The sequence below is a fragment of the Janthinobacterium sp. 61 genome, assembly GCF_002846335.1.
Taxonomy (GTDB): domain Bacteria; phylum Pseudomonadota; class Gammaproteobacteria; order Burkholderiales; family Burkholderiaceae_D; genus Janthinobacterium.
Map to the genome: position 1 here is coordinate 37,033 of NZ_PJMQ01000001.1, position 14,028 is coordinate 51,060.

At 61.7% G+C, this 14,028-nt stretch carries 12 protein-coding genes and 1 rRNA gene; 3 read left to right on the plus strand and 10 right to left on the minus strand.

All coding sequences use genetic code 11. The annotated features are described in order from the left end of the window. Nucleotides 1-67 precede the first annotated feature (67 nt). Together rrf and CLU92_RS00210 are read left to right on the plus strand one after the other, a co-directional pair. Nucleotides 68-180 (plus strand): 5S ribosomal RNA (gene rrf / locus CLU92_RS00205). Nucleotides 181-289: 109 nt separating this feature from the next. After that, on the plus strand, nucleotides 290-1,588 hold the full coding sequence (locus CLU92_RS00210; RefSeq protein WP_101480232.1) for a leucine-rich repeat-containing protein kinase family protein: 1,299 nt from the start codon (nucleotides 290-292) through the stop codon (nucleotides 1,586-1,588). A gap of 53 nt (nucleotides 1,589-1,641) precedes the next feature. On the opposite strand, the gene CLU92_RS00215 is transcribed toward CLU92_RS00210, so the two are convergent. Both CLU92_RS00215 and CLU92_RS00220 read right to left on the minus strand, forming a co-directional pair. Further along, nucleotides 1,642-2,901, minus strand: coding sequence for a nitronate monooxygenase (locus CLU92_RS00215; protein ID WP_101480233.1), 1,260 nt, complete (start codon nucleotides 2,899-2,901; stop codon nucleotides 1,642-1,644). 183 nt (nucleotides 2,902-3,084) lie between these two features. Beyond that, a complete protein-coding gene (locus CLU92_RS00220; RefSeq protein WP_034759416.1) occupies nucleotides 3,085-3,570 on the minus strand; it encodes a YajQ family cyclic di-GMP-binding protein in 486 nt (161 codons plus the stop codon). Between the two features lie 186 nt (nucleotides 3,571-3,756). Here CLU92_RS00220 and murB point away from each other — a divergent pair, with 186 nt between their 5' ends. Continuing rightward, nucleotides 3,757-4,785, plus strand: a complete 1,029-nt coding sequence (gene murB / locus CLU92_RS00225) for a UDP-N-acetylmuramate dehydrogenase (RefSeq protein WP_101480234.1) — start codon at nucleotides 3,757-3,759, stop codon at nucleotides 4,783-4,785. 111 nt (nucleotides 4,786-4,896) lie between these two features. Here murB and CLU92_RS00230 read toward each other — a convergent pair whose 3' ends face one another. The 8 genes from CLU92_RS00230 to CLU92_RS00265 are packed head-to-tail and all read right to left on the minus strand — an operon-like array spanning nucleotide 4,897 to nucleotide 13,855. After that, the gene (locus CLU92_RS00230; protein WP_101480235.1) at nucleotides 4,897-5,211 is read right to left on the minus strand and encodes a pyrimidine/purine nucleoside phosphorylase; all 315 of its coding nucleotides are present in this window, start codon (nucleotides 5,209-5,211) and stop codon (nucleotides 4,897-4,899) included. 24 nt (nucleotides 5,212-5,235) lie between these two features. Continuing rightward, nucleotides 5,236-6,261: a diguanylate cyclase gene (locus CLU92_RS00235; RefSeq protein ID WP_101480236.1), complete on the minus strand. Its 1,026-nt coding sequence runs from the start codon at nucleotides 6,259-6,261 to the stop codon at nucleotides 5,236-5,238. Between the two features lie 10 nt (nucleotides 6,262-6,271). After that, entirely contained in the window at nucleotides 6,272-7,321 is a 1,050-nt protein-coding gene (gene cheB, locus CLU92_RS00240) for a chemotaxis-specific protein-glutamate methyltransferase CheB (protein ID WP_101484423.1), read from the minus strand. A 10-nt stretch (nucleotides 7,322-7,331) separates the two neighbouring features. Continuing rightward, nucleotides 7,332-9,644: a hybrid sensor histidine kinase/response regulator gene (locus tag CLU92_RS00245; protein WP_101480237.1), complete on the minus strand. Its 2,313-nt coding sequence runs from the start codon at nucleotides 9,642-9,644 to the stop codon at nucleotides 7,332-7,334. Then, entirely contained in the window at nucleotides 9,641-10,327 is a 687-nt protein-coding gene (locus tag CLU92_RS00250) for a chemotaxis protein CheW (RefSeq protein ID WP_101480238.1), read from the minus strand. The genes CLU92_RS00245 and CLU92_RS00250 overlap by 4 nt, the downstream gene beginning before the upstream one ends. Nucleotides 10,328-10,336: 9 nt before the next feature. After that, entirely contained in the window at nucleotides 10,337-11,587 is a 1,251-nt protein-coding gene (locus tag CLU92_RS00255) for a protein-glutamate O-methyltransferase CheR (protein ID WP_101480239.1), read from the minus strand. Beyond that, nucleotides 11,584-12,039, minus strand: a complete 456-nt coding sequence (locus CLU92_RS00260; protein ID WP_101480240.1) for a chemotaxis protein CheW — start codon at nucleotides 12,037-12,039, stop codon at nucleotides 11,584-11,586. The genes CLU92_RS00255 and CLU92_RS00260 overlap by 4 nt, the downstream gene beginning before the upstream one ends. A gap of 4 nt (nucleotides 12,040-12,043) precedes the next feature. Continuing rightward, nucleotides 12,044-13,855, minus strand: coding sequence for a methyl-accepting chemotaxis protein (locus CLU92_RS00265; RefSeq protein WP_101480241.1), 1,812 nt, complete (start codon nucleotides 13,853-13,855; stop codon nucleotides 12,044-12,046). Nucleotides 13,856-14,028 lie beyond the last annotated feature (173 nt).

Below are 14,028 nucleotides of genomic sequence, written 5' to 3' on the forward strand. Positions count from 1 at the left end.
CAATCTTTGCTTCTTCCAGATTCAGGCTTTGTCGCTCAATTGAGGACAAATGCCAGTACAAGTTATGCCTGATGACCATAGCAAGTTGGTCCCACCCCTTCCCATCCCGAACAGGACCGTGAAACAACTTTGCGCCGATGATAGTGCTGCAACCAGTGTGAAAGTAGGTTATCGTCAGGCTTGTTATTCGAAAAACCCCCATCGGTGATCCGGTGGGGGTTTTTTTACGTCCGCGGGTTTTAGCCATGCCAGCGATTGCCGGTTTTTTGAAAGGGATATCTTGTCTGCTTTGCATACACTGGAACAATTACGCGCTGGCCAACTGGCCGGTGTACGCCGTCTGAAGCTGTCCTGCGGCTTGACTGAATTCCCCTGTGAGATCTTCGATCTGGCTGACAGCCTGGAAATTCTTGATTTGTCCGGCAATGCGCTATCCTCCCTGCCCGACGATTTGCCGCGCCTGCACAAGTTACGCATCATTTTTTGTTCGGATAACTTGTTCGCCACCTTGCCTGCCGTGCTCGGTTCCTGTCTGGAACTGAGCATGATTGGTTTCAAGGCGAACCGGATACGCCACGTGCCGGCCGCAGCTTTGCCGCCCAGCCTGCGTTGGCTGACCCTCACCGACAATGCCATCGAAGTCTTGCCGGATGAGCTCGGCAAGTGCCGTGAATTGCAGAAGCTTATGCTGGCAGGCAATTGCCTGAGCCATTTGCCCGCGTCCCTGGCAGATTGCCGCCAACTGGAGCTGGTGCGCATTGCCGCTAACCGTTTTACGGCGCTGCCTGACTGCCTGCTGTCTTTACCGCGCCTGAGCTGGCTTGCGTACGCGGGCAACCCGTTCACGGAAGTGCGCGAACTGGCAGCCTTGACCGATGCCGGCGCGGCGACTGTGGCATGGCAGCGCCTGGCATTGGCGCAGCAGCTGGGCGAGGGCGCATCGGGCGTGATACACCGTGCCCGTCTGGATGGGCGCGATGATGTCGCTGTCAAAGTGTTCAAGGGGGCGATGACCAGCGATGGCTTGCCGCGCAGTGAAATGGCCGCCTGCGTCGGCGCGGGTGCGCACGCGGGCCTGATTCCCATCCTGGGCACCCTGGACGGGCATCCGCAAGGGGCGCCTGGACTCGTCATGCCGCTCATCGATGCAACTTTCGGTAATCTGGCCGGGCCACCGAGTCTGGCCTCATGCACGCGTGATGTGTATGCCGATGGCGTGGGCTTTGACGTGCCGCAAGTGCTGGCGATTGCCCATGGCATCGCCTCCGCCGTGTGCCAGCTGCATGCGCGCGGCATTGTGCATGGCGATTTGTATGGCCACAATATCCTGCATGCGGATGGTGGCGCCTGCTTGCTGGGCGACTTCGGCGCGGCATCCATGTTTGTACCCGGCTCGCCGCAAGCAGATTTGCTGCAGGGTATAGAGGCGCGCGCCTTTGGCGTGCTGCTGGGCGAGCTGATCGCGCACTGTGCGACCCCCTTGCCTGTCATGCAGGCCTTGCAGGAGGCTTGCTTGCAGGAAGAAGTGCTGCAGCGGCCCAAGTTCGAGGTGATTGAACGGGCATTGCTGGAAATGCTTCAGGCATAAAAAATGGCGCAGCCTTCACAGGCTGCGCCATTTTCAGTTCAGGCTGAGAAAATTCAGCCCTGAACTTCTTTTTCTGGCAGGGCGATCTGGTTGTCGACGCTGAACTGGTAGTCCTTGAAGACGTGTTCGGCCGTCAGGATCTGGTATTCGCCGTTGTCGAGCTTGTGCGTGGTGTCCTTCAGGCGATACGTGTAATGGCCGCAGGTCCAGCAGTTGAAGTTGCGCATGTGCGTGCACAGGCAGGTCTTGTCCATCACGACGACGGTTTTTTGCTCGGGATGGGCCGCCACTTCGCGGTTGTACGAGTTGATATAGGCACAGTTGCCCGTCGCGTCGAGCAGATAGCCATACGATTCGCAGCCAGGACGGATGCCTGCGCCGATAGCGGGCGTGTTTTTCAGCATGCGCATCGGGTAGCCCGTCGGCGAGACGCCATTGACGATGATGTCTTCTTCCGAAGCCTTGTAGTATTCCTGCTTGACCTTGTTTGGCAAGCCGCATTCCTCGGTGACGGTGAAGCGCGTCGCCACTTGCACGCCAGCTGCGCCCGCTTCCAGGAAGGAAACGGCATCGCTGCCCGTGAAGATGCCGCCAGCGGCGATCAGCGGGATATCCAGCTGTTCCGTTTTCAGATAGGCCAGCAGTTCCGCAGTGATCGTGTGCAGGTCGTAATTGGCCCAGTCCATGCCGAAACCCAGGTGGCCGCCGGCCAATGGGCCCTCGACGATGATGAAGTCGGGCAGGCGATCCAGCTTGGCGTTCTTGCGCAGGAAAATCTGCAGGGCGCGCACGGACGAGACGATGATGCCCAGTTTGGCATCACGGAAACGTGGATGGTCGGCCATCAAGGCAAACGAGCCGAAGTGCAAACCAGCGGACAGGGTGATGCCATCGATGCCCGCGTCCAGCGCCGCATTCAGGCGCACGCGCAAGGTTTCGCGGGGGCCGTTCATGGTCAGCTTTTCCATGCAATTGACGAAGATCAATCCATCGCCTTTTTTCGCTTCCATGGTGCGACCGATATGCAGACGTTGCGCTTCCGCCAGGCGGCCCAGGTCGAATTGCACCACGGCCTTGTCGCTATTATTGATGTTGAACTTGTACAGTTTCGTCTTGTCTTTGACGAAGGTGGTGTCGAAACGACGATCCGACACATCTTCCACCATGGCATCGGAAATATGGCCGATACCGTTCAGCCGGGCCGCTTCCAGGGCCAGCTCCGACGTGGAAATATCCACACCCATTCCGCCTATCATGATGGGCACATATTCTTTTTTGCCAAATCGCAGGCGGAAATCATCAACACGTTTCATTGCTATCCTTAGACTACCGTGGTTATCACTGAGCCAGATGTACGGTCAAGCCCGCTGCCGGTCGGGCGCGCGGGCGCATGTAGCTGTGCGCAGCTTCAATTCTACCCCAAGCGGGCAGGCTCTCCGGGGCAGCTTGCCACCATGCCGGTGCAAGCGCGTGCCGGATCGCGCGCCTCATCGAAATTAATCGCGGAAATTGTTAAATTCCAGCGGCATGTCCGGCACGTCCTTGCGCAGCATGGCCATGGCCGCCTGCAGGTCGTCGCGCTTGGCGCCCGTGACGCGCACGGCTTCACCCTGGATGCTCGCTTGAACTTTCATCTTGCTATCCTTGATGACGCGCACGATTTTCTTGGCATCATCCGATTCGATGCCATTCTTGATCTTGATGATCTGCTTGACCTTGTCGCCGCCGATCTTCTTGATGTCGCCTTCGTCGAGGAAGCGCACATCGACCTTGCGTTTGGTCAATTTGTTCGTCAGTACATCGCGCACCTGGCTGAGCTGAAATTCCGAATCCGCAAACGCAGTCAATTCGTTTTCCTTGTGTTCGACGCGGGCGTCGCTGCCCTTGAAGTCGAAGCGGGTGGTGATTTCCTTGTTGGATTGCTCGACGGCATTCTTGACTTCGATCATATCGGCTTCGGAGACTACATCAAATGATGGCATGGTCTGTTCCTTTTCTTGTTAAAGCGAGCGCGCGCTCGGCGCACTGGGCCTTGGCGGCTGATTCTACGCCATGGGACGGCCCTGTTAAAGATGCGACATTTTAACGGACAACGGACGGCCTGCCCTTGTCTTGCGCTGGTTTTTTGTCGGTTTCACTCTATAATCGAGCAAAATAATCGCTATCCCTTGTCTGCAGAGCTCACCATCGAACACAATTACTCCCTCCAGCGCCTGAATACCTTCGGCATCACGGCCAATGCGGCCGCCTACGTACGCATCACTTCGCAAGCCGAATTGCAGGCCGCGTTGCAAGATCCTGCCTTGTCCGCCATGCCGCGCCTGATATTGGGTGGCGGCAGCAATATCGTCCTGACGGGCGACTTTCCCGGCGCCGTGCTGCACATGGCCACGCGCGGCATGCGCCTGGCGCAGGCGGACTTCGAGACCATCCTCGTCACGGCCGCAGCCGGTGAAAACTGGCACGACTTCGTGCAGTGGACCCTGGCGCAAGGCGTGGGCGGGCTGGAAAACCTGTCCTTGATCCCCGGTACGGTGGGTGCGGCCCCTATCCAGAATATTGGCGCGTATGGCGTTGAAATCAAGGATTATCTGCATAGCGTGAGCGTCATGCACAGCGCCAGCGGCATTGTCTTCGACATGGACCGTGACGCTTGCCGTTTCGCTTACCGCGACAGCATCTTCAAGCAGGCAGACGGGCGGGAGCTGATCGTGCTGGAAGTAACGTTTGCCTTGCCTGCCGAGTGGCAGCCGAACTTGCGCTACGCGGAGCTGGCACAGGCCGTGGCCGAGCGCAATCTTGCCGAGCCGACGCCGCAACAAGTGGCCGAAACCGTGATGGCGATACGTCGGCGCAAATTGCCCGACCCGGCCGTGATCGGCAATGCGGGCAGCTTCTTCAAGAATCCCGTGGTATCACGAGAGCAATGTCTTGCCTTGTTGGAGCGCTTTCCCACGCTGGTACACCATGCACAAGCCGATGGCACGGAAAAGCTGGCGGCCGGCTGGCTGATCGATCAGTGTGGCTGGAAGGGAAAAAACCTGGGGCCCGCGGGAGTGTATCCCAAGCAGGCGCTGGTTCTGGTGAATAATGGCGGCGCTCGTGGCGCGGACATTACCCGGCTGGCGGCAGCGATACAGGATGATGTAGAGGCGAAATATGGCGTGCGCCTGTCGCCCGAGCCTGTGTTTATCTAAATAATAAATCCGCGCTTGAAAAAATGTTCAGGGCAAGGCGCATTGCCGAAGACAGTACGCATAGTACGGCGAGGCAGTGCAACGCAGCCATGGACGTTTTTTCTGCGCGAATCAGGCAAAATGGCAGACGTAGTCCACTGTTTCAGTCGTTTCGATATCAAAATAGCTGTTGCCCGGCACCTTGAATTCCGTGCCCGCGCCATAGCTGTTCCACTCTGTCGCATCGGCCAGGCGTACCTTGCACAAGCCGCCGACGATTTCCATCGTTTCCGGTGCGCCCGTGTTGAAGCGCAGCGATGACGGGAAAATTACGCCCACGCTTTTCTTCGTGCCATCGGCCAGGATGACGTTGTGCGAGACGCACTTGCCGTCAAAATAGATATTCGATTTTTTGACGACGCTGACATTGTCCAGTTGTATGCTCATGCTTCACTTTCCTTCAGTTAAAAATCAGTTTTCGATGTCATCGGCGCACAACACGCTGTTGCGTCCGCCGCGCTTGGCCGCGTACAGGGCCTGGTCGGCGCGGTTGATCAGTTGCTCGACCGTCGAGTCCGGCGAAGGCACGATGGTGGCCACGCCGATCGAGATGGTGACGATGCCCGTGCTGGTCGCCGGATTCTCGATCTGCAAGCCCTCCAGGTGGCGTCGGCATGCTTCGGCGATCAGCAAGGCCCCTGCAGCCTCCGTTTCGGGCAGGATCAGCGCGAATTCCTCACCCCCATAGCGGGCGGCCAGGTCGGCCGGGCGCTTCAAATGTTCCGTCAGTACGGCGGCCACTTTTTTCAGGCACAGGTCGCCCGCCAGGTGGCCAAAGTGATCGTTATAGCTCTTGAAATGGTCGATGTCGCAGAATAGCAGGCTCAGCGGCGTCTTGTCGCGCTGGCCCCGCTGCCATTCGAATTGCAGGGTTTCATCGAAGCGGCGGCGGTTGGCGATGCCCGTCAAGCCATCGAGGGCGGCTAGTTTCTGCAATTCAATATTTGTATCGGCCAGGTTTTTTTGGCTTTCGCGCAGGAAACGAAATGCCTGGTCGCGCTGCAATCGGCTGATGTGCGCGTTGGAATGGTAGCGTATGCGCGCCAGCAACTCCAGGCGGTCCGGCAGTTTCACCACGTAATCATTGGCGCCGACGGCAAAGCTGTGAGCCTTCAGTTTCGGGTCATCCTTGGCCGACAGCACGATCACCGGCACATGCGCCAGCGCCGCGTTTTCGCGGTACAGTTGGATCAGCGCGAAGCCGTCGATGCCCGGCAGCACCAAGTCTTGCAGGATGACGGTCGGTTGCAAGCGCAGCGCCGTGTCCAGCGCCTGCGTGGCGTCGGTCACGTAATGAAACTCGATATCGTGCTGGTCGCTCAGCATGCGCCGTATTGCCTCAGCAATGATCAACTGGTCGTCCACCAGCAGCACGCTGACTTTGAATTCGGTCAATGCGGGCTCATGCATGGTGAAACTGGAGGAAAATTCTGGCATTGCATTCTTTTCAGATGTTAGGGGAGGACTCCCACCCACTGTTGAGTTTGGCGCCCAGGCGGCTGCGCAGGCTGACGCCTATTCTATCCAATGGCAGGATTTGTTGCGCTGCATCGAGTTCGGCCGCAGCGCGCGGCATGCCATACACGGCACTGCTGGCCTGGTCTTGCGCTATCGTCGTCTTGCCCGCGCGGCGCATGGCCAGCAATCCCTCGCCGCCGTCGCGGCCCATGCCTGTGAGCAACACGCCGATGGCATCGCCGCGCCAGTGCTGTGCCACGCAATGAAAGAAGACATCGACGGAAGGACGGTAAACATACTCGCGTGGTGCCGCATCGTAACCCAAACGATAATTTTGATCCAGCAACAGGTGATCATTGGTCTTGGCGACCAGTACGCTGCCGGCCACCAGTTCGTCGCCCTCGGCGATCACGCGCACGGGCATCTCCAATTGATCGTCCAGCCATTTGGCGAAATGCGAGGCGAAGGTTTCATCGATATGTTGCACCACCACGATGGCGCAGCCGGGCGGCGCCGTCCAGCCGGACAGCACTTTGGCTACCGCTGACGGCCCTCCCGTCGAAGCGCCGATGGCCACCAGAGTGGTGACCTGGCCGTCGCCGCGTTCACCGTTGGCTTGCACCTGGCGCGGCGGCGGCGCTTCGGCGCTGTGGCGTATCAGCTTGCCGATGGTCTTGATCTTGGCCAGCAGTTCGCTGTCTCCTCCCACTTGTCCCTGCAGCACCGGGGTGGCCGTGACGTCGAGTGCGCCGGCGCCCAGCGCGCGGAAAACCTGGTTGACATTGTCTTGCGGGCGTCCCGTGACAACCAGGATGGCGCACGGGCTTTGTTCCATGATCAGGCGCGTCGCCTCGACGCCATCCATCTCCGGCATGTTCAGGTCCATCAGGATCAGGTCGGGGCGGTTGCCCTCGCACATGCGCACCGCTTCGAGTCCCGTGCGGGCGATCCACAGCACCTGGTGTTCCTGCGTGCTGGCCACCACCCGGCGCAGGGCTTCGGCGGCCATGGCGACATCGTTAACAATGGCAATTTTCATGAAGTACAGTTCATAAGCGGGCATCTCCTATCAGGTCTGCCACCGCGTCGAGCAAGGTCTCGTCGTGGAAGCTGCCTTTGGTCAGATAATAGTCGGCGCCGGCGGACAGGCCGCGCGCGCGGTCTTCCGGGCGGTCCTTGTACGAAACGATCATCACCGGCAGCTTGTGCAGGTGCAAGTCCTTCTTGATCAACGAGACCAGTTCGATGCCATCCATGCGCGGCATGTCCACGTCGGTGATGACCAGATCGTACTCGCCGCTGCGCACCACGTTCCAGCCGTCGATGCCATCGATGGCCACGTCGACATCGAAGCCGCGCGCCAGCAGCAGCTTGCGCTCCATCTCGCGTACCGTCAGCGAATCGTCGACCACCAGGATGCGCTTGGCGCGGCGCTGCTGCGCGTGGCCAGCCTGCGCCAGCTGGTGCAGGCCGCCCTCGTGCAGCAGCTTGTCAATCGACAGCAGCAGGTCGGGCACGTCGAGGATCAGCACCGGCTCGCCATCATCGAGCAGGGCGGCGGCGGAAATGTCGCGCATCTTGCCGAAGATCGGATCGATCGCCTGCACCGCCAGGCTTTGCTCGCCGCGGATGGCGTCGACCACCAGCGCATAGCTTTGTTTGCCGCGCCCGATCACCACCACCGGCAAATCGTCGGCGCTACTGGGCGCTTCGCCCAGTTCCAGCACCTGCGCCGCCGACACCAGGCCCAGATGCTCGCCCTTGAGTTCAAAGAACTGCTTGTTTTCCAGCGTATGGATGGCCGCTTGCGGCACGCGCACCACGCTTTCCACCTTGACGATGGGGATGGCGTAGGCTTCGCCCTGTACGTCGATCACCAGCGCGCGCACGATCGACTGCGTCAGCGGCAGGGTAATCAGGGCGCGGAAACCCCGTCCCGGCTCGGACTCCAGGCGCACCGTGCCGTTTTGCTGGCGTATCGTCTCGTGCACGATATCGAGCCCGACGCCACGGCCGGACAGCTGGTTGGCCGTCGCTTTCAGGCTGAATGCGGGCAGGAACAGGAATTCCAGCAGCTCGCCGGGCGACAGTGCGGCGGCCATGGCGGGGCTGGCCATCTTGCGCTCGATCACGGACTGGCGGATTTTTTCCAAGTCGACGCCGCGTCCGTCATCGCTGATCTCGATGCTCAGCATGCCGGCGCGGTGGCGCGCCTCCATGCGTATCGTGCCCATTGCTTCCTTGCCCACCTCGATGCGCTCGTACGGGCCTTCCATGCCATGGTCGATGGCATTCCTGAGCATGTGGTTCAGCGGGCTTTCGATCTTCGCCAGGATGTCGCGGTCGACCAGGGTCTCTTCGCCGTCGATTTTCAGCTGCACTTCCTTGCCCAGGCTACGCGCCAGGTCGCGCACCATGCGGGGAAATGCGTGGATGCCGTCGCGGAAAGGGCGCATGCGCAGGGCCAGCACTTCGTCGACCATACCCTGCGAGACGGCCAGCAGGCGCCGTTCATAGGTTTCGATGTCGGCGATGTGCTCCAGCATGAACTGCTTCAGGGGTTGCGTCTTTTGCAGTGCCAGCAGGGATTTTTCCATCAGGCCCGCGTCGCCCGAGCGGGCAATGGCCTCATGCAGGTGTTCGATGGCGGAAAACAGGCTGCTTTGGTTGCGCTTGAAGCGTTGCAGGGCGCCGATGAAGGGGTGCATCTGGTGCGCATTGATGCGCGATTCGCTGGCCAGCGACAGCAGTTTGTCGAAATTCTGTGCCTGGGCCTTGGCGGGCGCACCGGCTCGCGGCGCGGGCGCGGCCGCAGACGATTCCACTTCCTCGCCCGCCAGGCCGCTGGCCACGAGGGCATGCGGCTCGGCGGCTTCCGGCGCCAAGGGGGCCGGCGTTGGCGCCGGCACAGACAAAGGCAGCGAGGGCAGGGCAGGCAGTTCGGGCAGCTCGGCGATGCCGGCGATGGCGTTCAGGGTCTGGTCGATCTGCGCCGCGTTGGCTGCCAGCCACGCTTCGGCACCCGCATCGTCCAGGCGCGACAGCTGCACGATCAGGTCGACGCCCGACAGCAGTACGTCGACCCGTTCGGGCGTGAGTTTCAAGCGGCCGTGCTGGGCGGCGACAAAGCTGTCTTCCATGCCGTGCGCCAGCTGCACCACCACTTGCAGGCCGACGATGGCGGCGGCGCCCTTGATCGAGTGCGCCGCGCGCATCATCGCTTCGACGGCGGCCGCGTCGCCCGCATGGCGCTCCATGGCCAGCAAGCCATCGGTGAGAATCTGGGTCTGGCTGTCCGCCTCCATGCGGAACAGGTCCAGCATGGAAAAGGCACTCAGGTCGCCGTGCTGGTCCTGGCTCATCGTAATAGTCTCGCAAGTTGAAAGCCGATCAGCGCCGTGTCCAGGCAGCCGATGCGCATGTCGCCCTCGGTGATCACGCCCGATAGAAAGCGCGACAGGCCCTTGTTGATGGTGGCCGCAGGCGTTTGCACGCTGCCCGACGCATAGCGCACGATGCCGTGCAGGTCGGCCACAGGCAGGGCGTAGGCTTGCTCTTCCCAGCGCATCAGCAGCAGGCGCGGAAAGGTGTGACGGCCCTTGACTGGCGGTGCGCCCTGTTCGTCGATGCCCAGCAAACTGGCCAGCGACATGCACGGATACAGCTTGCCGCCGATGTTGACGATGCCAGACAGGCCGCGCCCACTGCGGTGCGGCAGCACGTGCGGCCTGGCTTGCGGCGCCACGGAGTCGAACACGCGCGTGGGCAGCGCCAGCCATTCACGGCCGATGCGAAACACCAGCGCCGAGCTGTCGCGCACTTCCCCGCCCGTATCGATCTGGCGGAAGTGGCTGGCCCAGTCGCGCTGGTAGTGTTCGTCCACGGGCCGCTGCAGGTTGCGCTGGGCCGCGCCCGCATACACGTCGCAGTTGCGGCAATGGACATTGGCTGGCAGCTTTGGGCAGCTCTGGTCGCCGACCACGCCGATATGGTTCCAGCAGTCGTCAATGCTTTCCAGGGTCTCGGTGCCGATGATGTTTGTCATGCTTGCCCCTTAGTTGGACGCCTGGCGGCGCTGGTAGATGCGCGCCGCGCGCGCCTTCAGGGTGGTGGCAGCCGTGTGGTTACCGTTGCGCTCGGCCAGCAGGGCCAGATGGCACAGCGCCTCGTAATGATCCGGCTGCAAATAGATGCAGCGGCGCCAGTAGTCGTCGGCCAGGTCCGTCTTGCCCGCCAGTTCATTGATCATGCCCAGCATGAAATACGCTTCCGCCGCTTCTGGTACGCGGGCCAGGTGGGCGTGGCATTTTTCACCGGCTTCGCGCAACTGGCCACGGTCGGCCAGCAGGCGTGCCTCGGCCAGCAAGTCGGCGTGGGCGGCCTGCGCCGGCTGGTGCGATGGTGCGGACACGGGGCGCGTGCGCGGCGCCTCCTGTGTGATGGGAGGGGCGGGAGCGGCTGCGCGCCTCGGTGCGGGCGGCACGCTGCGCAGGGTACGCGCGGCCGGCAGCGGCGCCGCCTGGAAGGGGGCCGCCGGCACCGCCGTTTCCTTCTTCAGGGCGAAGGCCTGGCGGAACTGCAGCGTCGCAAAGCCGTTCTGGCAGAACGAGGGCACTTCCGCGTAGCCGGCCAGCAGCATGCCGTCGTCGGCCAGCAGGGCCGACAGCTTATGGATGGCCGCGCGCGTGGTAGGCTTGTCAAAATAGATCAGCAGATTGCGGCAGAAGATGACGTCGTAATGGCGGCTGTAGGTGGCGGTATCGAACTGCAGCAGGTTGCCCTGCCTGAAGATTACCTGTTCGCGCAAGGCGTCAATGATGCGGTAGGCATCGTCGGCCACGTGCGTGAAATAGCGTTCGCGGAAGGCCACGTCCTGCGCGCGGAAGGCGTTGCGGCCATACACGCCCGCCTGCGCCCGCTCGATGCAGCCGGGGCTCAGGTCATAGGCGTCGATGCTGAACGCCTGTTTCGGCACGCCGCCGTCGCGCAATGCCATGGCCATCGAATAGGGTTCCTCTCCACCCGCGCAGGGAATCGACAGGATGCGCGTGGCGCGCCCCCGTGCCCAGCGTTCCTGCACCAGTTCGACGGTAGCGTAAAACGCCTGCGGGTCGCGGAACAGCCACGATTCGGGCACCACCACCAGTTCGATCAGCTGCGTCATTTCGGCCGGCGTGAGCGCCTGCAGATAGGCTACGCTATCGCTGAAGCCCGTCTGCTCCATGCGCTGGCCCACGGCCCGTTCGGCCACGGCTTTGGAGACGGACAGGCCGGTCGCGCGGCGCAGCAGGGCTTGTGCCGTCATGCCGTGCTCGCATCTTGAAACAGCAGCGCACGCACGTCGGGCGGCAGCAGTTGTGCCAACTCGACCAGCTGCACGATACCGTCGGCGTCGCTGGCCACCTGGCCCAGGAAGGGCACCGTCGCCACGCCGCTGTCTTCAAGCTGTTGTGTGTCGATGTCGGCGATCCCGCGCACCTGCGAAGCCAGCAGGCCCAGCGCATGCGTGGCGCCGCCAGGTGCGCGGTAGTCGACGATGATGATGCGCGTGTCAAACTGCGCGGCAGCAGCTGGCAGCCCGGCCAGGCGCGACAGATCGATCACGGGCACGGGCGCGCCGTGCAAGTCCATCAGGCCGGCCACATAGTCTGGCGTGAGCGGCAGCTGCTTCAGCTCCAGCAGCGGCAGCACGCGCACGATGCCTGCCAGGGGCAGGCCGTAGCGGTCGCGTCCGATGTGAAAGAGCAGCACTTTCATGGGATCAAATGTTCACGGCGAAGGTCGAGACGCTCGACTGCAGGTCGCCCGCCGCATATTGCAGCTGGTGCACCGCCTCGCTGGTGGCTTTTAAGGACTCCACCGTCTGCTGGGTGGCATCGTTGAGCTGCATCATGGTGTCGGAAATCTGCGACGCGCCTATCGCTTGCGACTGCATGCCTTGCAGCACGGCATCAAATTGAGGTGTGAGCTTTTGCACCTGGTCCATCACGGACGACAGCTGCTCGGCCACTTGCCGTACTTCGCCTACGCTGCGGCGAATTTCCTCCGAGAATTTATCCATGCCCATCACGCTGGCCGACACGGCCGACTGCATTTCCTTGAGCATTTGCTCGATATCCCAGGTGGAAACGGAGGTCTGGTCGGCCAGGCGGCGGATTTCGGTCGCCACCACGGAGAAGCCGCGGCCCGCCTCGCCCGCTTTTTCCGCCTCGATGGCGGCGTTCAGCGACAGGATATTGGTCTGGTCGGCCACCTTGGTGATGGTGATCAGTACGCTATTGATATTGCTGGCCTTTTCCGACAGGGCGGCCAGCTTGGCGTTGATGGAATCGGTGGCCGATACCATATGCTGCATGGTCGAATCCATGCGCTTGAGGTTATTCTGTGCCTCGGCCGTGGCATTCGTCGTGTAGTCGGCCACGGCGGTCGCGTCTTCCATGGTTTTCAGCAACTGACTCGTATTGGCCGAGATTTCCTTGGTGGTGCTGAGAATTTCCACGCTGGTTTGCGCTTGCTCAATGCCCGTGGCTTCCTGCTGGCGCGCCGAGGCGGCGATTTCAGTGGCGGACGTCGTGACCTGGATGCCGGCCTTTTGCACATTGTTGAGCAGGCTGCGCAGGTTCTCGAACATCTTCGCCAGGCCGTTGCCCAGCTGGCCGATGGCGTCGCTGCCCGTGATGCTGACCTTGCCCGTCAGGTCGCCCGAGGCCGCCTTCGACACCACTTCCAGCAGCGAATCGACCTTGGCGCGCAAGGTATTCGTGGCGGCCAGTTCATTGGACTGGTTGTCCTGGATGGTTTGCGCCATGCGGTTGAATTCTTCCGTCACCTTGCCCAGCTCGTCGCGCGAGAGGATGGCGGCGCGCGCGTTTTGCTCGCCGCCGGCGATGCGCCCGACGGCATCCGTCAGGTTGTTCAGCGGACCGAGGATGGAACGGCCCAGCAGGTAGGAAATGCCCAGCGCCAGCACGACGCACAGCAAGCCGCCCAGCGCCAGGGTCAGCAGCATGGTTTCCTGCAATTTCGCCGTGGTGGCCGTGCGTTCGGCCAGCAAGCGGCTTTCCTCGGCAGCGACTTCGTCGAGCAGCTTGTTGGCCTGTGCGACGGCCGGGTAGCCGGTAGGCGGCATGGTGCGCGCCACCGCTTCCGTGGCGCCCGGGCCATTGCCCAGCGCGCGGCGCTTTTCGATCAGGGGATTGATCCACTCCTTGACCCAGGTGCTGGTCAGCGCGTCGATCTTGCGGAAGCGTTCAGACTGCACCTTGTTGTCGACCGTCATGCTGATGGCTTTTTGCGTGTGCTGCGACAGCACCGCCATCTCGTCCGTTTCCGGGTTCAGCGAGGCTTCGTTGCCGGTGAGAATGAAACCGCGCACTTCCACCTGGATTTGCAGGATGGAATTGTGAATCTTGTCGATTTCGACCAGCACGTCCATCGTGTGGCGGTCCCATGCATTGGCTTCCGAGAGGCGCGAAAAACTGTTGTAGGCCACGCCCAGCAGGATCAGGATGATGGCCACGATCGAGCCGAAGCCCAGGTACAGTTTATTCTTGATACGCAGGTCTTTGAACATGGCAGGGCTCCGGAAGCGGGACGGTCGGCATAATTGCAATGTAGCATTTTGCCATGAGGACAGCAAAATGGGGGGGATGGCGGGGCGTGCAAGTCCGTAAATCGTGGCCGGGAGTGCTCCAGACGAAAAAAAGCCGCCCGTAGGCGGCTTTCGGCGGGCGCGGGAGGGGTTGT